Annotated in this window: 20 protein-coding genes; 13 read left to right on the forward strand and 7 right to left on the reverse strand. The window is 64.7% G+C overall.

Annotated features, from left to right (window positions below; translation table 11 throughout):
- Nucleotides 1-581 (reverse strand): pseudouridine synthase (locus tag BSIN_RS00870; RefSeq protein WP_143757256.1); only part of this gene is annotated, 581 nt, incomplete at its 3' end.
- Nucleotides 582-852: 271 nt separating this feature from the next.
- On the opposite strand from BSIN_RS00870, the gene icd reads away from it, so the two are divergent.
- Both icd and BSIN_RS00880 read left to right on the forward strand, forming a co-directional pair.
- Nucleotides 853-2112: an NADP-dependent isocitrate dehydrogenase gene (gene icd / locus BSIN_RS00875; RefSeq protein WP_059520476.1), complete on the forward strand. Its 1260-nt coding sequence runs from the start codon at nt 853-855 to the stop codon at nt 2110-2112.
- A 172-nt stretch (nt 2113-2284) separates the two neighbouring features.
- The gene (locus BSIN_RS00880; RefSeq protein ID WP_069234893.1) at nt 2285-3892 is read left to right on the forward strand and encodes a multicopper oxidase family protein; all 1608 of its coding nucleotides are present in this window, start codon (nt 2285-2287) and stop codon (nt 3890-3892) included.
- Nucleotides 3893-4019: 127 nt separating this feature from the next.
- On the opposite strand, the gene BSIN_RS00885 is transcribed toward BSIN_RS00880, so the two are convergent.
- A complete protein-coding gene (locus BSIN_RS00885; RefSeq protein ID WP_059520474.1) occupies nt 4020-4226 on the reverse strand; it encodes a cold-shock protein in 207 nt (68 codons plus the stop codon).
- A 522-nt stretch (nt 4227-4748) separates the two neighbouring features.
- Here BSIN_RS00885 and clpS point away from each other — a divergent pair.
- From clpS to BSIN_RS00915, 5 genes are all read left to right on the forward strand, one after another.
- Nucleotides 4749-5063 (forward strand): ATP-dependent Clp protease adapter ClpS, encoded by a 315-nt coding sequence (gene clpS, locus BSIN_RS00895; protein ID WP_059520473.1) that lies wholly within the window; start codon nt 4749-4751, stop codon nt 5061-5063.
- Nucleotides 5060-7360 carry an ATP-dependent Clp protease ATP-binding subunit ClpA gene (clpA, locus tag BSIN_RS00900; RefSeq protein WP_069234892.1) on the forward strand — a complete coding sequence of 767 codons (2301 nt, stop codon included), beginning with the start codon at nt 5060-5062 and terminating at the stop codon, nt 7358-7360. Before clpS ends, clpA begins: the two co-directional genes overlap by 4 nt.
- Nucleotides 7361-7468: 108 nt before the next feature.
- Nucleotides 7469-8848, forward strand: a complete 1380-nt coding sequence (locus BSIN_RS00905; protein ID WP_089339215.1) for an amino acid permease — start codon at nt 7469-7471, stop codon at nt 8846-8848.
- Between the two features lie 64 nt (nt 8849-8912).
- A complete protein-coding gene (locus BSIN_RS00910) occupies nt 8913-9647 on the forward strand; it encodes a hypothetical protein (protein WP_089339216.1) in 735 nt (244 codons plus the stop codon).
- 178 nt (nt 9648-9825) lie between these two features.
- Entirely contained in the window at nt 9826-10608 is a 783-nt protein-coding gene (locus tag BSIN_RS00915) for a COG4705 family protein (RefSeq protein ID WP_089339217.1), read from the forward strand.
- A 69-nt stretch (nt 10609-10677) separates the two neighbouring features.
- Here BSIN_RS00915 and dut read toward each other — a convergent pair whose 3' ends face one another.
- The 5 genes from dut to BSIN_RS00940 all read right to left on the reverse strand — a co-directional run bounded on the left by dut (nt 10678) and on the right by BSIN_RS00940 (nt 16942).
- Nucleotides 10678-11124 (reverse strand): dUTP diphosphatase, encoded by a 447-nt coding sequence (gene dut / locus BSIN_RS00920; protein ID WP_059520468.1) that lies wholly within the window; start codon nt 11122-11124, stop codon nt 10678-10680.
- An 82-nt stretch (nt 11125-11206) separates the two neighbouring features.
- Entirely contained in the window at nt 11207-12418 is a 1212-nt protein-coding gene (gene coaBC, locus BSIN_RS00925) for a bifunctional phosphopantothenoylcysteine decarboxylase/phosphopantothenate--cysteine ligase CoaBC (protein ID WP_089339218.1), read from the reverse strand.
- Nucleotides 12419-12482: 64 nt separating this feature from the next.
- On the reverse strand, nt 12483-12998 hold the full coding sequence (gene lspA, locus BSIN_RS00930; RefSeq protein WP_089339219.1) for a signal peptidase II: 516 nt from the start codon (nt 12996-12998) through the stop codon (nt 12483-12485).
- Nucleotides 12999-15836 (reverse strand): isoleucine--tRNA ligase, encoded by a 2838-nt coding sequence (gene ileS, locus BSIN_RS00935; RefSeq protein WP_089339220.1) that lies wholly within the window; start codon nt 15834-15836, stop codon nt 12999-13001.
- Between the two features lie 113 nt (nt 15837-15949).
- Nucleotides 15950-16942, reverse strand: coding sequence for a bifunctional riboflavin kinase/FAD synthetase (locus tag BSIN_RS00940; protein ID WP_059520464.1), 993 nt, complete (start codon nt 16940-16942; stop codon nt 15950-15952).
- A 124-nt stretch (nt 16943-17066) separates the two neighbouring features.
- On the opposite strand from BSIN_RS00940, the gene purN reads away from it, so the two are divergent.
- The 6 genes from purN (at nt 17067) to nadC (ending at nt 24033) form a co-directional block, all read left to right on the forward strand.
- Nucleotides 17067-17729 carry a phosphoribosylglycinamide formyltransferase gene (purN, locus tag BSIN_RS00945; protein ID WP_089339272.1) on the forward strand — a complete coding sequence of 221 codons (663 nt, stop codon included), beginning with the start codon at nt 17067-17069 and terminating at the stop codon, nt 17727-17729.
- Complete coding sequence (locus tag BSIN_RS00950) at nt 17726-18988, forward strand: RsmB/NOP family class I SAM-dependent RNA methyltransferase (RefSeq protein ID WP_089339221.1); 1263 nt, start codon at nt 17726-17728, stop codon at nt 18986-18988. Before purN ends, BSIN_RS00950 begins: the two co-directional genes overlap by 4 nt.
- Nucleotides 18989-19003: 15 nt before the next feature.
- Entirely contained in the window at nt 19004-20356 is a 1353-nt protein-coding gene (locus tag BSIN_RS00955; protein ID WP_089339222.1) for a mechanosensitive ion channel family protein, read from the forward strand.
- A gap of 153 nt (nt 20357-20509) precedes the next feature.
- Complete coding sequence (locus BSIN_RS00960) at nt 20510-21706, forward strand: DesA family fatty acid desaturase (RefSeq protein WP_059520461.1); 1197 nt, start codon at nt 20510-20512, stop codon at nt 21704-21706.
- A 303-nt stretch (nt 21707-22009) separates the two neighbouring features.
- A complete protein-coding gene (gene nadA, locus BSIN_RS00965; RefSeq protein WP_089339223.1) occupies nt 22010-23152 on the forward strand; it encodes a quinolinate synthase NadA in 1143 nt (380 codons plus the stop codon).
- Complete coding sequence (gene nadC / locus BSIN_RS00970; protein WP_089339224.1) at nt 23149-24033, forward strand: carboxylating nicotinate-nucleotide diphosphorylase; 885 nt, start codon at nt 23149-23151, stop codon at nt 24031-24033. Before nadA ends, nadC begins: the two co-directional genes overlap by 4 nt.
- Nucleotides 24034-24107: the final 74 nt, after the last annotated feature.

Here is a 24107-nt window from a genome sequence, read left to right on the forward strand (position 1 = left end):
GGTTGGCCGCGCTGCGGCAAGCCGTTCCACGGCGCGCGCGGCGGCAGCTCGCGAGTTTCGCCGGGCGCGAGGCCGAGCGCGAACACGTCGAGCGCGCCGATGCCGACGCGCACGAGACGCAGCGTCGGAAAGCCGACGGCGGCGGTCATGCGCCGTACCTGGCGGTTCTTGCCTTCGGCGATCTCCAGTTCGATCCAGGTGGTCGGGATCGCCGCGCGGTAGCGGATCGGCGGCGTGCGCGGCCAGAGCGCGTCGGGCGGCGCGATGATGCGCGCGTGGCATGGCCGGCTCACGTAATCGCCGAGATTGACGCCGCGCGCCAATTGCGCGAGCGCTTCGTCTGTCGGCGCGCCCTCGACTTGTGCCCAATACCGCTTGACCAGTTTGTGACGGGGTTCGGCGATCTTCGCCTGCAGCGCGCCGTCGTCGGTGAGCAGCAGCAGCCCCTCGCTGTCGGCGTCGAGCCGGCCTGCCGGGTAGACGCCGGGCGTCTTCACCCAGTTGCCGAGCGATGGGCGGGTGTCGTGCGCCGAGAATTGGCAGATCGTGCCGAACGGCTTGTTGAGAGCGATGAGGCGCATGGTGGTACGGAGCCCGCGCGTCGTGGCGCAGGCTGCGTTGTATGGCAAATGGCGGAATCTTAATGCATAATACGGAACGGCAAGTCTTTTGTCTTATATAAGACCTAAGCAAAAGCTTGCGCGAGCCCCGCGCGCTGATCCCCCGTCATCTCGCGCCGCCCCTTGCCGTTGGAGCGCTAGAATAGCGGCTTGCCGGCGCCGGGCCGGCGCCGCGCGCCCGGCTGCGCACAACTAGATACTCATCAGCTCAGCCCTATCACTGGAGTCGATCATGCCGTATCAGCACATCAAGGTTCCGGAAGGCGGTGACAAGATCACCGTCAATCAGGATTTTTCGCTCAACGTTTCCGATCAGCCGATCATCCCTTACATCGAAGGGGACGGCACGGGCTTCGACATCACGCCGGTGATGATCAAGGTCGTCGACGCGGCGGTCGAAAAGGCGTATGGCGGCAAGAAGAAGATCCACTGGATGGAAATCTACGCGGGCGAGAAGGCAACCAAGGTCTACGGCCCGGACGTCTGGCTGCCGGACGAAACGTTGCAGGTGCTGAAGGAGTATGTCGTGTCGATCAAGGGGCCGCTCACGACCCCGGTGGGCGGCGGCATCCGTTCGCTGAACGTCGCGCTGCGCCAGGAACTCGACCTGTACGTGTGCCTGCGCCCGATCCAGTACTTTAAAGGCGTGCCGTCGCCCGTGCGCGAGCCGGAGAAGACCAACATGGTGATTTTCCGCGAAAATTCGGAGGATATTTACGCGGGTATCGAATGGGCGGCCGAGTCCGAGCAGGCGAAGAAGGTCATCAAGTTCCTGCAGGAAGAGATGGGCGTGAAGAAGATCCGCTTCCCGCAAACGTCGGGCATCGGCATCAAGCCGGTGTCGAAGGAAGGCACCGAGCGGCTCGTGCGCAAGGCCATCCAGTACGCGATCGACAACGACCGCAAGTCGGTCACGCTCGTTCACAAGGGCAACATCATGAAGTTCACGGAAGGCGCATTCCGTGACTACGGCTATGCGCTCGCGCAGAAGGAATTCGGCGCGGAGCTGATCGACGGCGGCCCGTGGATGAAGTTCAAGAACCCGAAGACGGGCAACGAGATCGTGATCAAGGATTCGATCGCCGACGCGTTCCTTCAGCAGATCCTGCTGCGTCCGGCCGAATACGACGTGATCGCGACGCTGAACCTGAACGGCGACTACATTTCGGATGCGCTCGCCGCGCAGGTCGGCGGCATCGGCATCGCGCCGGGCGCGAATCTGTCGGATTCGGTGGCGATGTTCGAGGCGACGCACGGCACGGCGCCGAAGTACGCGGGCAAGGACTATGTGAACCCCGGCTCCGAGATCCTGTCGGCCGAAATGATGCTGCGCCACCTCGGCTGGACCGAAGCGGCCGACGTGATCATCGCGGCGATGGAGAAATCGATTCTGCAAAAGCGCGTCACGTATGACTTCGCCCGTCTGATGGAAGGCGCGACGCAAGTGTCGTGCTCGGGCTTCGGTCAAGTGCTGATCGAAAACATGCAGTAAGCGCATCGGCGTTGTCGACGTCAAACGACACCCCGGCAGGCCGCGTGCTCGCCGGGGTGTTTTCGTTTCGGGTGCCGCATCTTCACGCGGCGCTCGGCTGGGCATCGAGCGCGACGCTGGTGTATCGTCGTCGAAATGTCTGTTTTGGCAGAGTGAAAAGAGGACAAAGTCGATGTTGCGCAGACAATTCTTGACCCACGCGCTCGCGGCGGCGGCCGCATCGTTGTTCGCACGCGGCTCGGCAGCGGCCGATCATTCGATGCATGGCATGGCGGGAATGGACGACATGCCGGATATGAAGCCCAAGCGCGCGGGCGCTCACGGCGGCAAGCCGGCCGTTGCGCCGCCGGCGCGCGTGGCGCTTGCCGCGCCCGATGCTCTGCCCGCAGGCGCGCCGCTTGCTCCGCTGCGCGTGCTCGCGAACGAAAGCCGCGAGCCGGGCGTGTTCCGCGCGACGCTCACGGCCGAGCCCATCGCGCGGGCGATGCTGCCGGGTGCGCCGGCAACGACATTCTGGCAATACGGCGCGGGCACGCAAGGGCCGGTTGTCGGGCCGCTCATCGATTTGCGCGAGGGCGACGCCGTCGAGATCCGTTTCGTCAATCGGCTGCCGCAGCCTTCGACGATTCACTGGCATGGATTGCCGGTGCCGCCCGATCAAGACGGCAATCCGACCGATCTCGTCGCGCCGGGCGCGACGCGCGTCTACCGCTTCACGTTGCCCAAGGGAAGCGCGGGTACGTATTGGTATCACCCGCATCCGCATATGTATACGGCCGAGCAGGTGTTTCGCGGGCTCGCGGGGCCGATTGTCGTGCGCGCCGCCGACGATCCGCTCGCCGGTTGGCCCGAGCGGCAGCTTTTCGTTTCGGATCTGAAGCTTGCGGCCGACGGCGCGATCGCGCCGAACGACATGATGGATTGGATGAACGGCCGCGAAGGGCAGTACGTACTCGTCAACGGTGCGCGGCGGCCACGGATCGTGCTCACCGGCGACGAACGCTGGCGAATCTGGAACGCGTGCAACGCGCGCTATCTGCTGATCGCATTCGACGACGGCCGCAGCTTTGCGCATGTCGGCACCGACGGCGGCCTGTTCGGCGCGCCGCGCGAGATGACGTCGCTGCTGCTTGCGCCGGGCGAGCGTGCCGAGTTGGTCGTGCGCGCGGGCGCGACGGCGTCGCGCGCGGCACTGACCGCGCTTGGCTACGATCGCGGCAAGATGTCGATGCAGCACGGCGCGCATGAAAGCGCGCCCGCGCCCGAGCGTGCACTGACGCTTGCCGACGTTTCGTTCGAGCCTGGCGTCGCGCCGCGCGAGATGCCCGCCACGCTGCGTGCGGTGCCCGCGCTGGGCGAGCCGGCGGCGCGCAAGGAAGTGGTCTTTGCCGAAGAGATGGACATGGACGCGATGATGCGTGGGAACACGCGCGGCCGGCCGGCCGGCATGCGTTTCATGGTGAACGGCGCAACATTCGATCCGCGTCGCACAACTTTCACGAGCCGGCGCGGCGACGTCGAGCTATGGACGATCCGCAACGAAACCGACATGGACCATCCGTTTCATCTGCACGGCACGCAATTCCAGGTAATCGAGCGCGAAACGGCGGGTAAAAAGGTGGCGGAGCCTTATCGCGCATGGCGCGACACGGTCAATGTCGGCGATGGGGAAACCGTGCGGATTCTGGTGACACAAACCGAGCGTGGCGAGCGGATGTTTCATTGTCATATTCTCGAACACGAGGATCTCGGTATGATGGGTGTTCTGAAAGTGATTTGAAATAAACGGGCGGCGGATATTTTGTAATCCAGCGCGCATTGGTTGCGGCCGCGTTGGCAGGAACAAAAATCGGCGCAAAAAAAACCCGGCTGGAAGCCGGGCTTTCGATTCTTTATCCAGATAGCTCTTAAGAAGCAGCCTGGATATTTGACGCTTGTTTGCCTTTCGGACCTTGGACGACTTCGAAGCTCACTTTCTGGCCTTCCTTCAGGGTCTTGAAGCCCTGCATGTTGATTGCCGAGAAATGTGCAAACAGATCTTCGCCGCCTTCGTCGGGCGTAATGAAACCGAAGCCCTTCGCGTCATTGAACCATTTGACAATACCAGTTGCCATACCTACTTCCCCTGTCACACAAGTCGCTACTTACAACGAGCACGCTCGAAAAGCTAAACGACCTACGCAGCCGTTCCCCCCTCACAAGCTCACCTCGGCCTTTCCCAATTGTCAAAGATATTGTCGAAGACGAATTGAAAAAAGTGCCAGCTTGATTGTTGGCGCTCTTTATTGGAGTGTCAAGGAAATTTTTAGACGTATACGGGGACGTTGTAAAGAACCCATTTTTCAGGGTTTATCCCGCTTTGCTTTGCAGCATCCGCGCAAGCGAGGCCGCTTGAAAAGTCGCATAATCGTCTTACATACCGGAGACGGGTGACAAGCGTTCGACAGCGCGCAATGTGGGATACTCGATCTGGCGTGACGCGCGCAACGAACGCAGGCCGGTACCGCAAACCGGTTTGCGGCCGTCGCGGCAGATTTATCCCGCGCGCGGCACCGGGAGGCCGGGGGAGGGCGCCGGCTGGTCAAGTCGGTTAATGACAGGATTGCGGGCCTGTCCGAGTTGTTTAGAATGGGTGTATGGCGATTATCCCGGACAAGCAGGACAGTACCGTCCTGGAACGCAAGGAGCAGCAGCTCAAGCCGCCTTCGATGTACAAGGTGGTGCTCCTCAATGACGATTTCACGCCGATGGAGTTCGTCGTCATGGTCGTCCAGGAGTATTTCAAGAAAGATCGCGAAACGGCCACACAGATTATGCTGAAGGTGCATCGCGAAGGGCGGGGGGTTTGTGGGGTCTATACGCGGGACATCGCGTCGACCAAAGTCGAGCAAGTCGTTACCCATGCGCGGCAGGCAGGGCATCCGCTGCAGTGCGTGATGGAGGAAGCATGATTGCCCAGGAATTGGAAGTCAGCTTGCACATGGCGTTCATGGAAGCGCGCCAGGCGCGGCATGAGTTCATTACGGTCGAGCATCTTTTGCTGGCGCTGTTGGACAATCCGACAGCGGCCGAGGTGTTGCGCGCGTGCGCCGCGAACATCGAAGACCTGCGTCAGAACCTGCGCAATTTCATTCACGACAATACGCCGACGGTGCCCGGCACCGATGACGTCGACACGCAACCGACACTCGGTTTCCAGCGCGTGATCCAGCGCGCGATCATGCATGTGCAGTCGACGTCGAACGGCAAGAAGGAAGTGACGGGCGCGAATGTGCTCGTCGCGATCTTCGGTGAAAAGGATTCACACGCGGTCTACTATTTGCAGCAGCAGGGCGTGACGCGTCTCGATGTCGTCAACTTCATTTCGCATGGCATCGCGAAGACGAGCACCGGTGAATCCGCGAAGCCCGCCGATGCGAACGCCGAAGCCGACGATACGAACGCGCAGAAAGAAACGCCGCTCGCGCAGTTCACGCAGAACCTGAACCAAATGGCGAAGGACGGCCGCATCGATCCGCTGATCGGGCGCGAGTCCGAAGTCGAGCGCGTCGTGCAGGTGCTCTGCCGCCGCCGCAAGAACAACCCGCTGCTCGTCGGCGAGGCGGGGGTCGGCAAGACCGCGATCGCCGAAGGGCTCGCGTACCGGATCACGCGCGGCGAGGTGCCTGACATTCTCGCGAACGCCCAGGTCTATTCGCTCGACATGGGCGCATTGCTTGCCGGCACGAAGTATCGCGGCGATTTCGAGCAGCGCTTGAAGACGGTGCTCAAGGAATTGAAGGAGCGCCCGCACGCGATTCTCTTCATCGACGAGATTCACACGCTGATCGGCGCGGGTGCCGCATCGGGCGGCACGCTGGATGCGTCGAACCTGCTGAAGCCGGCGCTGTCGTCGGGCACGCTCAAGTGCATCGGCGCGACGACGTTCACCGAATACCGTGGCATTTTCGAGAAGGACGCGGCGCTGTCGCGGCGCTTCCAGAAGGTCGATGTGACCGAGCCGACCGTCGAGCAGACGGTGGCGATTCTGCGCGGGTTGAAGTCGCGCTTCGAGGAGCATCACGGCGTCAAGTATTCGTCGGGCGCGCTGTCGGCCGCCGCGGAATTGTCCGCGCGCTTCATCACCGACCGCCATCTGCCCGACAAGGCGATCGACGTGATCGACGAGGCGGGCGCGGCTCAGCGCGTGCTGCCGAAATCGAAGCAGAAGAAGACGATCGGCAAGAGCGAGATCGAGGAAATCATCTCGAAGATCGCCCGCGTGCCGCCGCAAAGCGTGTCGCAGGACGATCGCAGCAAGCTGCAGACGCTCGACCGCGATCTGAAGAGCGTCGTGTTCGGCCAGGATCCGGCGATCGATGCGCTCGCGGCCGCGATCAAGATGGCGCGCGCGGGCCTCGGCAAGCTCGACAAGCCGATCGGCGCGTTCCTGTTCTCCGGTCCGACGGGCGTCGGCAAGACCGAGGTCGCGCGGCAACTGGCGTTCACGCTCGGCATCGAGCTGATTCGCTTCGACATGTCGGAGTACATGGAGCGGCATGCGGTGAGCCGTCTGATCGGCGCGCCGCCGGGCTACGTCGGTTTCGATCAGGGCGGGCTGCTCACCGAGGCGGTGACGAAGAAGCCGCATTGCGTGCTGCTGCTCGACGAGATCGAGAAGGCGCATCCGGATATCTTCAACGTGCTGCTGCAGGTGATGGACCACGGCACGCTGACCGACAACAACGGCCGCAAGGCGGATTTCCGCAACGTCATCATCATCATGACGACGAATGCGGGCGCCGAGTCGATGCAGAAGGCGACGATCGGTTTCACGACGCGCCGCGAAGTCGGTGACGAGATGGCCGACATCAAGCGGTTGTTCACGCCCGAATTCCGCAACCGGCTCGACGCGACCATCAGCTTCCGTCCGCTCGATGAGGAAATCATCATGCGGGTGGTCGACAAGTTCCTGATCCAGCTTGAAGAGCAGCTTCACGAGAAGAAGGTCGAAGCGCTTTTCACCGATGCGCTGCGCAAGCATCTCGCGAAGCACGGCTTCGATCCGCTGATGGGCGCGCGCCCGATGCAGCGGCTGATTCAGGATACGATCCGCCGCGCGCTTGCCGACGAGTTGCTGTTCGGCAAGCTCGTCAGTGGCGGCCGGGTGACGGTCGATGTCGACGGCGACGACAAGGTGCAACTGTCGTTCGACAAGACGGCGACGCCGCCTAGCAAGCCCAACGAAGAAACGGTGGAAGTCGAATAACAGTCATCGTTTCACTTTGAACAAACGGCGCGGGAAGTCCTCCGCGCCGTTTCGTTTTATTTGAAGGCAGTCAACGAATATCAACGAATATGGATTCGGGAGTTTGATTTGACGGTACAAGAACGGACGTTCGATTCGATCGTCGAGCGTGAGAAGGGTTTGAGGCGCGGGCTCACGTCGGGCCAGATGGCGATGATCGCGATTGGCGGCGCGATCGGCACGGGGCTGTTTCTGGGCAGCGGCTTCGCGATCCAGCTCGCGGGGCCTGGCGTGCTCGTGTCATATGCGGTCGGCGCGCTGATCGCGCTGCTGCTGATGGGCGCGCTTGCGGAGATGACGGTCGCGCATCCCACGTCGGGTTCGTTCGGCGCATATGCGGAGCACTATGTCGGTCCGCTCGCCGGATTTCTCGTCCGTTACGCGTATTGGCTGGCGGTGGTGTTCGCCGTTGGCACCGAGATCAGCGCGATCGCCGTCTTCATGAAGTATTGGTTTGCGGGGGTGCCCGGCTGGTACTGGGTCATCGGTTTCTCGGCGGCGTTGATCGTGGTCAACATGGCGAGCGTGACATTGTACGGTGTGGTCGAGTATGCGTTTTCCATGCTGAAGATCGCGGCGATCGTCGCTTTCGTCGTGCTCGGAGCCTATCTTGTTGGCACGGCACCGGCGTCGTCCGGCATCGGCGCGGCGAACTACGTCGCGCACGATGGTTTTTTCCCGAAAGGCGCATGGGGCACCTGGGTCGCGGTGATCGTCGCGATCTTCAGCTATATGAGCATCGAAACCGTTGCGATTGCGGCGGGCGAGGCGCGCGATCCGCAACGTGCGGTGTCGCGCGCATTTCGCTCGACGGTGTTTCGCCTCGTGCTGTTTTATTTACTCACACTGTCGCTGATGCTGGCGATCGTGCCCTGGACGCAAGCCGGCACCGATGAGAGCCCGTTCGTCAAGGTGATGGCCGCGACGCACGTGCCCTATGCGGCCGGCGTGATCAATTTCGTCGTGCTGGTGGCGGCGCTGTCCGCGATGAACAGCCAACTCTACGTGACGACGCGCATGATGTTCAGCCTGTCGCGCGCGGGGCTCGCGCCGGCGATGTTCGGCCGCATCGGTGCGAACGGCGTGCCGGTGGCGGCGCTCGTCGTATCGTCGAGCGGTATTGCGGTTGCGGCGGTGGTTGTCGCGGTATATCCGCAAACCGCTTATACGCTGCTGATGGCCATTGCGATGTTCGGCGCGCTATTTACGTGGCTGATGATCTTCGTCACGCATTTGTTTTTCCGCACGCGCTATCGCGGGCCGACACCGGCGTTCCGGATGTGGCTGCATCCGGCCGGCAGTTTGCTCGGCGCGGCGCTCGTCGGCGCGGTGCTTGTCACGACAGCATTCACGCCCGAATTCCAGATGACGATGGTGGTCGGCATCGTGTTCATCGTGCTGCTTACGCTGGCTTATCGTTTGTATTATCGGGAGCGGCACATCCGTTAGTGTGCGCACGCACGGAAGGTGCCGCAAGAGCGCCGTATCGCAGAATAATTCGAAGCGAGGCAGTATGGGCGATAAACAGAACCACGCGGCGGGCGGGGCGCGGGCAAAAGCCGGCGTGCTGCCGCGTATCGTGAGGCTTGTGGCGGCCGGCGTGGTCGTCGGCGCGGCGATGCTGCCGTGGCCGGCGGCGCCGTTCGGCGCGCTCGCGCGCGCGTCGGTGAACCGCGATGCCGTGCCGCTGCTCGATACCACACCCTGGCTTGCCAGCGTGCAAGCGCCAAAGACGCCTTTTTTCGAGCGGCAGGCGGATGCCGAGCATGTGTCGTTCCGTTTCACGAACAGCGGCCGCTATCTGGCGAAAGGCAACCGGGTGATCGTAGCCGAGTCGCCGGAAGGCGACATGTGGATGGACGGCATGGTGTATGCGACTTATATCGATCGTCAGGGCGAGGCGACATCCGGCTGGCTCGTGCGCTCGCATCTGAAGCCGGCTGCCGGACCGGCGCGCGCGTCCGGCTGGGACGGCGATTGGCGCAGCAGCGACGGCGCGCGCAAGCTGATCGTGCATGGCGAGCGTGTCAGTTACTCGTTCGGCGGCGCGGCGGCGACGACGCGCATGGAAATGTTGCTGATGATGAAATCCGTGTCGGACGTCGACGCAACCTTGCTGCGCCCGCAGGCGTCAGGCGCCGCCTGCGATCTCGATGTGCGGCGTCTCGACGATTATCTGGTGGTCGCCGCGCGGGATTGTTTCATTCGTGGTGCGAATCCGGGCGGGATTCTGCGCAGGATGCGTTAATTCGCGCGATTGTCGCCGGTTGGCGTGATCGACCTTAATGTGCTGTTAAGCGAGCATCGCATAGTATTCGAGCCTCATATGCGGTATTCGGACGGCTAGGCTGGCGCGTCGACCCATCGCGGCCTATTGCTGCGGCCCATCGCAGTCTGTCCGGCCCCTGATTATTCCTGAGGCTCGTATGAATAAACTTCCCGCGATCACGCTCGCCTTCTGGGTGATGAAGATCTGTGCGACGACGCTCGGCGAGACGGGCGGCGATTTGCTGTCGATGACGCTCAACGTGGGCTATCTGTACAGCTCGTTGATCCTCTTTTCGTTTTTCATCGTCACGCTCGTCGCGCAGCTCGCGACGGCACGCTATCGCCCGGTGATCTATTGGGCCGTGATCGTGGCAACGAGCACGGCCGGCACGACGATGTCCGATTTCATGGACCGCACGCTCGGCTTGGGCTACGCGGCCGGCTCGGCGATTCTGGTCGCGATTCTGCTGACGATTTTCGCCGTTTGGCGGTGGTCGGGCGAATCGTTGTCGGTCGACCAGATCCGCACCCGCAAGGTCGAAGTGCTGTACTGGATCGCGATCCTGTTCTCGAACACGCTCGGCACCGCGCTCGGCGATTTTCTCGCCGACAGTTCGGGCCTGGGTTTCGCGGGCGGCGCAATGCTGATCGGCGGGCTGCTCGTCGTGATCGTGCTCGCGACCTATTGGACGAACGTTTCGCGCGTATTTCTCTTCTGGGCTGCGTTCGTGCTGACGCGACCGTTCGGCGCGACGCTCGGTGATTTGCTGACGAAGCCGCCCGCCAAGGGCGGGCTGGGGTTCGGCACGATCGGCTCGTCGGCGATTCTCGCGGGGGTGCTGATCGCGCTCGTGATCTACGCGACGATCGTTGAATCGACGCGCGTGAAGCGTGAGCGTGCACCGCGGGTCGGCTGGCAGGAGCGCGCGCTCGAGGAGTGAGCGGCGTCGCAGCGCAGGGCGGCACGCGCGCGGGCGGTCATCCGCCCGCGCGCGTCTTTCATCGAGCGCTCAATGCCGGCCGGTGCTGCCGAAGCCGCCCGCGCCGCGCTCGCTTTGCGCGAATTCGTCGACGATATTGAACGTCGCTTGCACGACGGGCACGATCACGAGCTGCGCGAGGCGCTCGAACGGATTCAGCACGAATTCGCTCTGCCCGCGGTTCCACGTCGAGATCATCAGTTCGCCCTGGTAATCGGAGTCGATCAGGCCCACGAGATTGCCGAGCACGATGCCGTGTTTATGACCGAGGCCCGAACGCGGCAGGATCAGCGCCGCATAGCCGGGATCGGCAACGTGGATCGCAAGGCCGGTGCGGATCAGCGCCGTGTCGCCCGGTTTCAGCGTGACGCTCGCATCGAGGCACGCGCGCAGGTCGAGACCGGCGCTGCCCGGCGTCGCGTAGTGCGGCAGGTAGTCGCGCATTCGCGCATCGAGAATCTTCAGGTCGAGTTTCATGCGGTGACAGTCGGTGTCGGAGGTTCAAAGGCGCGGCCGCATGGAGACGGCCGCGTGACGGCGGGCGAAAGCCCGGCCGGCGTTAGATGAGGCGGGTGTCGGGCAGCCGCTTGGCGATCTCGGCGACGAGCGCGTGCGCGAGCGTCATCTTGTTCGCGCGCGGCAAGCGCGTCGTGCCGCCGGCTTCGAACAGCACGACTTCGTTGTCGTCGAGGCCGAACGTCAGCGGCCCGAGATTACCGATCAGAAGCGGCACGTTCTTGCGCGCGCGCTTTTCCTCGCCGTGCATGTCGAGATCGCCGCTTTCCGCCGCGAAGCCGACGCAATACGGCGCGTCGGGCTGTGCGGCGACGCTCGCGAGGATATCCGGATTCTCGACGAACGACAGCGCCGGCATCTTGTGATCGGCGGTTTTCTTGATCTTGTGCTCGGCGGGCTGCGCCGCACGCCAGTCGGCGACCGCGGCGACCGCGATGAAGACGTCGGCGTTCGGCACGGCATGCATCACCGCGTCGTACATCTGCTGAGCGGTTTGCACGTCTTCGCGCCACACGCCCCACGGTGTCGGCAACGAAACGGGGCCGGCGATCAAATGGACGTCGGCGCCCGCCTGTTGCGCGGCGCGCGCCAGCGCGAAGCCCATCTTGCCGCTCGAGCGGTTGGTGAGTCCGCGCACCGGGTCGAGCGGCTCGAACGTCGGGCCCGCGGTGATCAGCACGCGGCGGTGCGCGAGCACCTTCGGCTGGAAGTGCGACACGATCGCCTCGTAGATCGCCTCCGGCTCGAGCATGCGGCCGTCGCCGGTTTCGCCGCACGCCTGCGAGCCGGAATCCGGCCCGAGCACGGCGACGCCGTCCGCGCGAAGCTGCGCCGCGTTGCGTTGCGTGGCCGGGTTTTGCCACATCTGACGGTTCATCGCGGGCACGACGAGCAGCGGGCAGTCGCGCGCGACGGCGAGCGTCGACAGCAGATCGTCGGCGAAGCCGTGCGCGAGCTTGGCGAGAAAGTCGGTCGACGCGGGGGCGATCACCATCGCGTCGGCTTCGCGCGATAGATCGATGTGCGCCATGTTGTTGGGCACCCGCGCGTCCCATTGGCTCGTATAGACGGGGCGGCCCGACAGCGCCTGCATCGTGACGGGCGTGATGAACTGCGTCGCGGCTTCGGTCATCACGATTTGCACGGTCGCGCCGGCCTTGGTCAGCAGGCGCGTGAGTTCGGCGATCTTGTAGCAGGCGATGCCGCCCGTGAGGCCGACGACGAGGTGTTTTCCTGCGAGTTCTGCGTGTGCCAATTGGGGCCTCCGTAAGCGGGCGGCCGGCGCGCTGCGCACCGGCCGTTGCGCGCAGTGCCGGCGCTCAGCGCGCGCCGCGCACCCGGCGCAGCTCGTCGTAGACGAGGAGCACCGCGCCGATCGTGATCGCCGAGTCGGCGAGATTGAACGCGGGCCAGTGCCACGCGCCGACATGGAAGTCTAGAAAGTCGATCACGTGACCGTACAGCAGCCGGTCGATCACGTTGCCGAGCGCGCCGCCAAGGATCAGGGCGAGCGCAAGGCTGAACAGACGCTGACGACCGTGGCGCTTCAACAGGTAGCAGATCACGATCGTCGCGCCGAGGCCGAGCGCCGTGAACGCCCAGCGCTGCCAGCCGCTTGCCGTGCCGAGAAAGCCGAACGCCGCGCCGCGGTTGTAGATCAGCGTCAGATTGAAGAACGGCGCGAGCGGATGCAGCACGCCATAGGCGAGCGTGCGCAGCACGGCGATCTTCGTCAGTTGATCGAACAGGATCACGATCAGCGAGAGGCCGAGCCACGGCGCGAGCGCGCCGCTCGTGGATTTCGATTGGGTTGCGTTGGACACGGTTTTCGCCATTTAAGCCGCGCTCCGGATTTCGCCGTTTTCGAACAGGTTGGAGAAACAGCGGCCGCAGAGCGTCGGATGATCGGCGTGCGCGCCGACATCGTCGCGATAATGCCAACAGCGCTCGCATTTCTGATACGTCGACGCCGCGACGTCGACGCCTTCGTCGGCTTCGCCGTCGACCTTCGCGAGCGCCGCGGCCGACGTGATCAGCACGAACTTCAGGTCGTCGCCGAGGCTCGCGAGCGCGTCGTAGCGCGCACCCGACGCGCGCACGACGACTTCGGCCTGCAGCGACGAGCCGATGCGGTTCGCGGTGCGCGCTTCCTCGAGCGCCTTCGTGACGGCGCCGCGCACGTCACGCAACAGCGCCCATTTTTCGACGAGCGCGTCGGCGCCGTCGATCTGCGGATACGCGTAATAGGTTTCGGTGAAGATCGTTTCGCTCGACGGCTGGAACACGCGCCAGGCTTCCTCGGCGGTAAACGACAGGAACGGCGCGAGTACGCGCAGCAGGCCCTGCGTGAGGTGATAGAGCGCCGTTTGCGCACCGCGCCGCGCACGGGACGCGGCCGCGCTCGTATAGAGGCGATCCTTCAGCACATCCAGATAGAAGCCGCCGAGATCCTCCGAGCAGAACGTCTGCAGCTTCGCGACGATCGGGTGGAACTCGTACTTGTCGTAATGCGCGAGCAGCTCCGCCTGCAGCTTCGCGGCGAAGGCAACCGCGTAGCGGTCGATCTCGAGCCATTCGCTTGCGGGCAGCGCATCCTTTGCGTAATCGAAGTCCGACAGGTTCGCGAGCAGGAAGCGCAGCGTGTTGCGGATCCGGCGATACCCTTCCGTCACGCGCTTGAGGATTTCCTCCGAGATCGCAAGCTCGCCCGAATAGTCGGTCGATGCGATCCACAGCCGGATGATTTCCGCGCCGAGCCGGTTTGCGACTTCATGCGGATCGACACCGTTGCCGAGCGACTTGCTCATCTTGCGGCCTTCGCCGTCGACCGTGAAGCCGTGCGTGAGGAGCGCCTTGTACGGCGCGCGGCCGTCGAGCATCGATGCGGTCAGCAGCGACGAATGGAACCAGCCGCGGTGCTGGTCCGAGCCTTCGAGGTAGAGATCGGCCGGGAATTGCAGCTGATCCTTGTGCGAGCCGCGCAGCACGTGCCAATGCGTCGTGCCTGAATCGAACCATACGTCGAGCGTGTCGCGGTTCTTTTCGTAGAGGTCCGCGTCGTCACCGATCAGCTCGCGGGCATCGAGCGTCTGCCACGCCTCGATGCCCGCCTGCTCGACGCGCTTTGCGACTTCCTCGAGCAGCTCGAGCGTGCGCGGGTGCAGCTCGCCGGTTTCCTTGTGGACGAAGAACGCCATCGGCACGCCCCATTGGCGCTGCCGCGACAGCGTCCAGTCCGGGCGGTTCGCGATCATGCTGTGAAGGCGCTGCTTGCCCCACGACGGATAGAACGCGGTCGCGTCGACGCCTTCGAGCGCGGTCTCGCGCAGCGTCTTGCCGCCGCTCGCGGGCGTCACGTCCATGCCGGCGAACCATTGCGACGTCGCGCGATAGATGATCGGCGTCTTGTGACGCCAGCAGTGCATGTAGCTGTGCGAGTAGTGCTCGTTGCGCAGCAGCGTGCCGGCGGACTTCAGCGCCTCGACGACCTTCGGATTCGCGTCCCAGATCGACAGGCCGCCGAACAGCGGCAGCGATTCGATATAGCGGCCGTCGCCCATCACCGGATTGATGATGTCCGAGTCGGTCATGCCGTGCGCCTTGCACGACGTGAAATCCTCGATGCCGTAGGCAGGCGACGAGTGAACGACGCCCGTGCCGGTATCGGTCGTCACGTAATCGCCGAGATAGACGGGCGACGTGCGCTTGTAGCCCGGATGCGCGGCGGCAAGCGGATGGTGAAAGCGCAGGCCGGCAAGCTTGTCGCCGCGCGTCGTCGCGACGACGCGGCCGCTCAGGCCGAAGTCCTTCATGCACGCCGGCACGCGCTCCTCGGCGATGACGAGCAGGCCGCGCTCGGTGTCGACGAGTGCGTAGACGATCTCCGGATGCAGGTTGAGCGCCTGGTTCGCGGGAATCGTCCACGGCGTGGTCGTCCAGATCACGATGCCGCCGTCGGCGCGCGGCAGCTCGGCGAGGCCGAACGCGTGCGCGGTCTTGTCGGGCTCGGCGAACGGAAACAGCACGTCGATCGTCGGATCGGTGCGGTCCTTGTATTCGACTTCGGCCTCCGCGAGCGCCGAGCCGCAATCGAAGCACCAGTTGACCGGCTTCAGGCCGCGGTACACGTAGCCCTTTTCGATGATCTTGCCGAGCGCGCGGATTTCCTCGGCTTCGTTGACGAAATTCATCGTCTTGTATGGATTGTCCCAGTCGCCGAGCACGCCGAGGCGCTTGAAGCCGGCCTTCTGCTTGTCGATCTGCTCGCCCGCATACGCGCGTGCGCGGCTCATGACCTCGGCCGCAGGCAGCGATTTACCGAACTGTTTCTCGATCTGGATTTCGATCGGCATGCCGTGGCAATCCCAGCCGGGCACGTAAGGCGCGTCGAAGCCCGCCATGTTGTGCGACTTGACGACGATGTCCTTCAGGATCTTGTTGACCGCGTGACCGAGGTGAATGTCGCCGTTCGCATACGGCGGGCCGTCGTGCAGGATGAATTTCGGCCGGCCGCGGCTCGCTTCGCGGATCTTGTCGTAGACGCCGCGCGCTTCCCAGTCCGCGACCCATTGCGGCTCGCGCTTGGGCAGATCGCCGCGCATCGGGAACGGCGTGTCGAGCAGGTTGACCGGATATTTGGCCTGCGGTTTCGAATCGGCTTTTTTGTTGCTCATGTCGGGATCGCTTTGAAAATCTCGAGGACGCTCGCGCGTCGTGTATCGTGGGCGCGGCGCCGGGATCGGGCGGCGCGGCGGGCGGGGCGCCCGGCGAGACGGGCGGCGGCGCTTCAGCTAATTCGGTCGGTGGCCGACGTCGCGAAGCCGGTTGCGCGGCTGCCCGGCGCGCGGCCGTGCGCGGCGAAGTACGCGCGCGTGTCGGCGACGTCCTGTGCGATCGCGCGCGCGAGCGTTTCGAGATCGACGAATTTCGCCTCGTCGCGCAGCTTCTTCAGGAATTCGACGCGCACGATCTTGCCGTATGCGTTGCCGTGCCAGTCGAGCAGATGCACTTCGAGCAGCACGCGGCCCGAATCGTCGACGGTTGGCCGCACGCCGAGGCTCGCGACGCCGGGCAGCGGCTCGGGCGTGATGCCGTGCACCTGCACGACGAAGATGCCGGATAGCGCGGGGCGCTTGTGCGCGATCGGCAGATTCAGCGTCGGAAAGCCGAGGTCGCGGCCGAGCTTCAGGCCGTGGACGACATGCCCGCTGATCGCGTAGCCATGGCCGAGCGCGGCCGCAGCGGCGTCGAGATCGCCCGCGGCGAGCGCCGCGCGCACGCCGGAACTCGAGATGCGCTGGCCGTCGGCGCCGGCGAGCGTCTGCATTTGCTCGACCTCGAAGCCGTAGTGTTCGCCCGCCGCCTTTAGCGAGGCGAAGCTGCCGGCGCGCTTCGCACCGTAGCAGAAATCGTCGCCGACCATGATCCAGCGCGTGTGCAGACCGTCGACGAGCGTGCGCTCGACGAACGCATCCGGCGATTGGCTCGCGAACGTGTGATTGAAATGCTCGACGACGACCCGGTCGACCCCGTGCTCGCGCAACGCCTCGAGCTTGTCGCGCAGCATCGCGATGCGCGGCGGCGCGCCGGCCGGATTGAAGAATTCGCGCGGATGGGGCTCGAACGTCATCACGCAGACGGGCAGACCACGCGCGTCCGCCGCTGCGCGCACGCGCGCGAGCAGGGCCTGGTGGCCGCGATGGACACCGTCGAAGTTGCCGATCGTCAGCGCGCACGGGGCGCGGCTTTCGTCGTTGGGCAGGCCGCGGAAGACTTTCACGTTAGCGGATGACAGCGTGGGAAGTGAGCGGCCGGACGCCGCAAAGCAGATAATTATAAACGTTCGTGCGCGCGGGCGGCTCGTGATGCCGGAAACGGCGGGGCCGAATGGTAAAATTCCGCGGATGAAGAAACTCGTCATCCTGATTTCCGGGCGCGGCAGCAACATGGAGGCCGTCGTGCGCGCGTGCGCGCGCGACGGTTGGCCTGCTGAGGTCGCCGCCGTCATTTCCAACCGGCCGGGCGCGGCAGGCCTGGCATTCGCGGCGTCGCACGGCATTGCGACCGCGCTCGTTGACCACCGCGGCTTCGACAGCCGCGACAGCTTCGATGCGGCCCTCGCGGCCGAGATCGACCGCTTCGAGCCCGATCTCGTCGTGCTCGCCGGCTTCATGCGTATTCTCACGCAGGCATTCGTCGCACGCTATGAGGGCCGGATGCTGAACATCCATCCGTCGCTGCTGCCGAGCTTCAAGGGCGTTCACACGCATCAGCAGGCGCTTGACGCAGGCGTCGCGGTGCATGGCGCGACGGTTCATTTCGTGACGCCGGAACTCGACAGCGGCGCGATCGTCGCTCAAGCGGCCGTGCCCGTCGTCGCGGGCGACGACGCCGACGCGCTCGCCGCGCGCGTGCTGGCTGCCGAGCATGTGCTGTATCCGCGCGTGGTGCGCTGGTTCGTCCAGGAGCAGGTGCGGCTCGTGGACGGGCGCGCGGTGCTGGCGCCGGGCTGCGCGCGCTGGCTGTTCGCGGATGCGACCGATATTTCGACGGGTGAGGGCGTATGAAGCTGCATGGTTTTCTGATTGGGCAGACCGAGACGCTGCTTGCCGAGGTGCTCAAGTTCGCGGGTCCGGCCGACGTCGTGACGAGCCGCTTTTTCCGCGCGCATCCGAAGCTCGGCCACGCGGAGCGCGGCGTGATCGCCGAGGCGGTGTTCGCGGTGCTGCGGCGAAAGATGGAGTACGCGCATCTGGCCGAGAGCGGCTGCGGAGCGCCCGCGCGGCGCCTGGCGCTGCTCGGCCTGATGCAGACGGCCGGGCGCGGCGCGCTCAGGCCGTTCGTGTCGGAGGCCGAGGCGGCGTGGCTCGAGCATGTCGCGAAAATCGATCCGGCGAGCCTGCCGCTGCGGGTGCGCACGAACCTGCCCGACTGGATCCACCAGATGCTCGCGCAGCGAATCGGCGCCGACGAACTCGCGCAGTTCGCCGCGGCCGTCAATTATCCGGCGCCGCTCGATTTGCGCGCGAACGCGCTGCGCACGACCCGGGATCAGGTGATCGACGCTTTGCGCGCGTCCGGCATCGAGGCGGGCGCGACGCCGTTCGCGCCGTCCGGCGTGCGCGTCGTCGGCAAGCCGGCGCTCACGAAGCTCAAGCTGTTCGAGGACGGCTTGATCGAAGTGCAGGACGAGGGCAGCCAGTTGCTGTGCTCGCTCGTCGCGCCGCGGCGCGGCGAGATGGTCGTCGATTTCTGCGCGGGCGCGGGCGGCAAGACGCTCGCGCTCGGCGCGATGATGCGCTCGACGGGCCGGCTGTATGCGTTCGACGTGTCCGAGAAGCGTCTTGCGAAGCTCAGGCCGCGCCTCGCGAGAAGCGGCCTGTCGAACGTGAATCCGGTGCTGATCGACAGCGAGCACGACGCGAAGATCAAGCGCCTCGCGGGCAAGATCGACCGCGTGCTCGTCGACGCGCCGTGCAGCGGGCTCGGCACGCTGCGCCGCAATCCGGATCTGAAGTGGCGGCAGACGCGCGAGACCATTGCCGAGCTTGCGCCGAAACAGGCGTCGATTCTCGCGAGCGCCGCGCGTCTCGTGAAAAAGGGCGGCCGGCTCGTCTATGCGACCTGCAGCGTGCTCGATGCGGAGAACGACGCAATCGTCGCGGCGTTCCTCGATGCGCATCCCGAGTTCGTGCTGACGCCTGCGAGCCGCGTGTTCGCCGAGCAGCGGATCGCGCTCGATACGGGCGATTACCTGTCGCTCTGGCCGCATCGGCATGCGACCGACGGCTTCTTCGCCGCGGTTCTCGAGCGGCGCGCGCAGTAGCGGGGGGCGGCACGCATGATGACGAATCATCTGCTGACCCGGCGGCTCGAGGCCGTCGTGCGCGATTTCAGCCAGCCCGCGATGATCTGGCAGGCCGTCGCATTTTTCGGCGCACTCGCGCTCGCATGGCTCGTCGCGCGTTATCTGCGCGGCCGGCTCGACGCGCGCCGCCGCGCGGCCGGCCGCATGCCCGGCGCGGGCTCGCTCAGCCTGAACCGTGCGCTGTTTCCGCTCGTCGGCGGCATGTTCATGTGGCTTGCGCAGCTCGTTTTCGATGGCCTGATGCCGACGTCGCTGTTGCAGCTTGCGCTCGTGCCGCTCATCGGGATCGGCGTTATTTACGTGCTGTTCTTCGCCGCGCGCCGCGTGTTCGCGCGCGACGGCCACACGCATGCGTGGCTGTCGATCGTCGAGAAGATCGTGTCGACCGTCGTCTGGATAGCCATGGCGCTGACCGTGCTCGGCATCCAGCGCGACGTGATCGCATGGCTCGACAGCGTGCAATTCCGCGTGGCGAACGCGCATCTGACGCTCATGTCGGTGATCTCGGGCGTGCTGTGGCTGTGCGTGACGCTGATGCTCGCGATGTGGCTCGGCTCGGTGCTCGACGAGCGCCTGACGCGCGCGAAAACGCTCGACGCGAACCTGAAAGTCGTGCTGTCGCGGGCTGGGCGCGCATTCCTCGTGTTCGCGGCGATCCTGATCGGGCTGTCGCTCGTCGGTATCGACGTGACGGTGCTCGGCGTGTTCGGCGGCGCGCTCGGCGTCGGACTCGGTTTCAGTCTGCAGAAAATCGCGAGCAATTACGTGTCGGGCTTCATCATTTTGCTTGATCGATCGCTGCGGCTGGGCGATGCGATCAACGTTGGCGGCCAGCAGGGCGTCGTCACGCAGATTCGTACCCGCTACACGGTCGTGCGCGGCCTCGACGGCAACGAGACGCTGATTCCGAACGAAAAACTGGTCACCGACATTGTGCAGAACCAGTCGTCGTATCTGACGCACGGCTATGCGAAGGTTGCGGTGCAGGTTGCGTATACGTCGGACGTCGAGCGCGCGCTTGCGCTGTTGGCCGACGCGGCGAAGGGCGTCGAGCGCGTGCTCGTGGAGCCGGCGCCGACGCCTTACCTCGTCGGCTTCGGCGCGGACGGCGTCGATCTGGAGCTTGCGTTCTGGATCGATCAGGCGGCCAGGGGAACGGCGGGCGTGCGTTCGGCGGTCAATCGCAACATCTGGCGGCTCTTCTCCGAGCACGGGATCTCGATTCCGTTTCCGCAGCGCGAGGTGCGCGTGGTCGGATTGCCGGACGGGTTCGCGGCGGCGGGCGCGAATGGCGTGCCGGCGGACCGGTCCGTGCGCGACGCGTAGCGCCGCGCATTGCGTTGCAACAAGAAATGTTCATTTTTTACAGAGACTTGGAACGGATGCAGTAAAATTCCGTCCTACTACGCAGTGTGCTTTCATTTTCTTGACATGGGTCGCGGTTGAGTCGGCGGCCTGACTACTCTCACAGGTAACGCCTTGCTGAATTCCCTGCTCGATTTCCTTTCCAACGGGCTTCTGCGCTTCTCGTGGTGGCAGATCGTGCTGTTCGCGCTGGCCGTCACGCACGTGACGATCGTCGGCGTGACCGTCTATTTGCACCGCTGCCAGGCGCATCGCGCGCTCGATTTGCATCCGGTCGTGAGCCATTTCTTCCGTTTTTGGTTGTGGATGACGACGGGCATGCTGACGGGCCAGTGGGCGTCGATCCATCGCAAGCATCATGCGAAGTGCGAAACCGAGGAAGATCCGCACAGCCCGCAAACGCGCGGGATCTGGAAGGTGCTGCTCGAAGGCGCCGAGCTGTATCGCGCGGAGGCGAAGAACGAGGAGACGATGCGCAAGTACGGTCACGGCACGCCGAATGATTGGCTCGAGCGCAATGTCTACTCGAAATATCCGATTCTCGGCGTGAGCTTGATGATGGTGATCGACGTCGCGCTGTTCGGCCTCGTCGGCCTGACTGTCTGGGCGGTGCAGATGATCTGGATTCCGTTCTGGGCGGCGGGCGTCGTCAATGGCCTCGGCCACTTCTGGGGCTACCGGAACTTCAATTCGGCCGATGCGAGCACGAACCTGTTTCCGTGGGGCATCGTGATCGGCGGCGAAGAACTGCACAACAATCATCATACGTTCGCGACGTCGGCGAAGCTGTCGAACAAGTGGTACGAATTCGATATCGGCTGGATGTACATCCGCATCATGTCCGCGTTCGGGCTCGCCAAAGTGAAGAAGATCGCGCCGACGCCGCGCCTGGCCGCACGCAAGACGGTGCTCGATCAGGAAACGCTGCAGGCGGTGCTGTCGAACCGCTACGAGGTGATGGCGCGTTACGCGAAGACGTTGAAGCGTGCGTACCGCCAGGAGCTTGCGCATCTGAAGGAGCTGGGCGCGCGCGAGAAGTACCAATTGATGCACGGCGCGCGCAAGTGGTTCCACAAGGACGAGGCGGGCCTCGACGAGCCGCAGAAGCGCCTGCTGCCGGAGATTTTCGCGAACAGCCAGAAGCTGCATACGTTCTTCCAACTGCGCGCCGAGCTTGCGTCGATCTGGGAGCGCTCGAATGCGTCGCGCGAGCAGTTGCTGGCCCAGTTGCAGGACTGGTGCCATCGTGCCGAACAAAGCGGCATCAAGGCGCTGCAGGAGTTCGCGACACGCCTGAGCCGCTACGCATAAGCCGTCCAGACCGAAATCGATTAAAATTTCCGGACGTCACAAACCCCGCGCTGGCGGGGTTTTTTTGTTCCCGTTCGAACGGCTCGCCTGCGCTGGACTGATGATTGGGTGGGCCGCCCACGGGAGGAGGGGCGTGGCATGGGATTGGGGTGTGACGCATGGGGCGTTCAGCACGATGCGTTCACTCCGATCGGCACACCGTCGCAGGGCTGGAACAGGCGCCTAAGCGCTGGCGCCGGTCAATCGCGGCATGGGAGCAGAGGCGGCACTGAAACGCCGCGCCTGCTCGACAGGAGATTGAAGATGCAATCGGCGATCGGGATCAAACCCATCGAATACGACAGGCCGCTCGCGTCAGGAGCGGTTTGCGGCGTCGGTGAGGCGTGGGCGAAAGTGCCCGCGCCGCTCGCAGCCGGCGAACGCGATGAATGGAAGGCGCGGATCAAGACGCTGCTCAAGCGCGAAAAGGCTGTGCTCGTCGCGCATTACTATGTCGACGCGGATCTGCAGGCGCTCGCGGACGAAACGGGCGGCTGCGTTGCCGACTCGCTCGAAATGGCCCGCTTCGGCCGCGACCACGACGCGCAGACGCTCGTTGTTGCCGGCGTGCGCTTCATGGGCGAGACGGCGAAGATTCTGAGCCCAGGTAAGCGCGTGCTGATGCCCGATCTCGATGCGACCTGCTCGCTCGACCTGGGTTGCCCGGCGGACGAGTTCTCGCGGTTTTGCGACGCGCATCCCGATCGTCAGGTGGTCGTTTATGCGAACACGAGCGCCGCGGTGAAGGCGCGCGCCGATTGGATGGTCACGTCGTCGATCGGACTCGAGATCGTCGCCGATCTGCATGCGCGCGGCGAGAAGATCATCTGGGCGCCGGACCGGCATCTCGGCAGCTATATCCAGAAGAAGACCGGCGCGGACATGCTGATGTGGCAGGGCTCCTGCCTCGTTCACGACGAATTCAAGGGCGTCGAGCTCGAACTGCTGCGCGACGAATATCCGGATGCGAAGATTCTCGTGCATCCCGAGTCGCCGGAAAGCGTCGTCGCGCTCGCGGACGTGGTCGGCTCGACGTCGCAGTTGATCGACGCGGCCGTGAAGCTCGATGCGCAGCGCTTCATTGTCGCGACCGATCTCGGTATTTTGCACAAGATGCGGCTCGCGGCGCCGGGCAAGGTTTTCATCGAGGCGCCGACGGCCGGCAATAGCGCGACTTGCAAGAGCTGCGCGCATTGCCCGTGGATGGCGATGAACGCGCTGTCGAATCTGGCCGATGCGCTCGAGCACGGCCACGGCGAAATCTTCGTCGATTCCGCCATTGCCGAGCGCGCGCGCGTGCCGATTCACCGGATGCTTGATTTCGCGGCGCGTCACAAGCAGCGCGTGCAGGCAAGCGGCGATTTGCAGCGCGATCAGCAACTTTTCGCGAACGTGGGGCCGGCATGACCAGACATGCAGTGTCGCCGCTGTTTGCGGATATCTCGCGCGAGTACGGCGCCGCGTTCGACGCGGCGCTCGCGCGTAACGTCGCCGATGCGCTTGCCGAGGACGTCGGCGCGGGCGACCAGACCGGACGGCTCGTGCCGGATGGCCCGGTGCGTGCCGCGCGCGTGATCGTGCGCGAAGAAGCGGTGCTGTGCGGCGTGCCGTGGTTCGATGCGGTGATGCGCGCGGTCGATCCGGCGATCGAGGTTCAGTGGCGCTACCGCGAAGGCGACTGGATGACGCCGGACTCGACCGTCTGCGACTTGCGCGGCCCGGCGCGATCGCTGCTGACAGGCGAGCGCAATGCGCTCAATTTCCTGCAATTGCTGTCGGGCGTCGCGACGGCAACGCGCCGCTATGTCGACCGGATCGCCGATACGCGCGCGCGCATCCTCGACACGCGCAAGACGTTGCCGGGCCTGCGGCTCGCGCAGAAGTACGCGGTGCGCGTAGGCGGCGGCGCGAATCAGCGGCTCGCGCTCTATGCGGGCATTTTGATCAAGGAAAACCATATCGCGGCGGCGGGCGGCGTCGGCGAGGCGCTGGATGCGGCGTTCGCGCTCGATGCGCAGGTGTCGGTGCAGATCGAGGTCGAGACGCTCGACCAGTTGCGCACCGCGCTCGCGCATGGCGCGCAGTCGGTGCTGCTCGATAATTTCACGCTCGATGCGATGCGCGAGGCGGTGCGCATTGCCGGCGGCCGCGCGGTGCTCGAGGTATCGGGCGGCGTGAATTTCGACACGGTGCGTGCGATTGCCGAAACGGGCGTCGACCGGATCTCGATCGGCGCGCTGACGAAAGACGTGCGCGCGACCGATTATTCGATGCGCATCGTCGAATAGGCGCGGTGGGGCCGCGCTGTCCGGCAGGAATGATTGGGCCGGCGCGGGCGGCGGCTTGATAAAGACCGGGCGAA

The organism is Burkholderia singularis, from assembly GCF_900176645.1.
GTDB classification, from domain to species: Bacteria; Pseudomonadota; Gammaproteobacteria; order Burkholderiales; family Burkholderiaceae; genus Burkholderia; species Burkholderia singularis.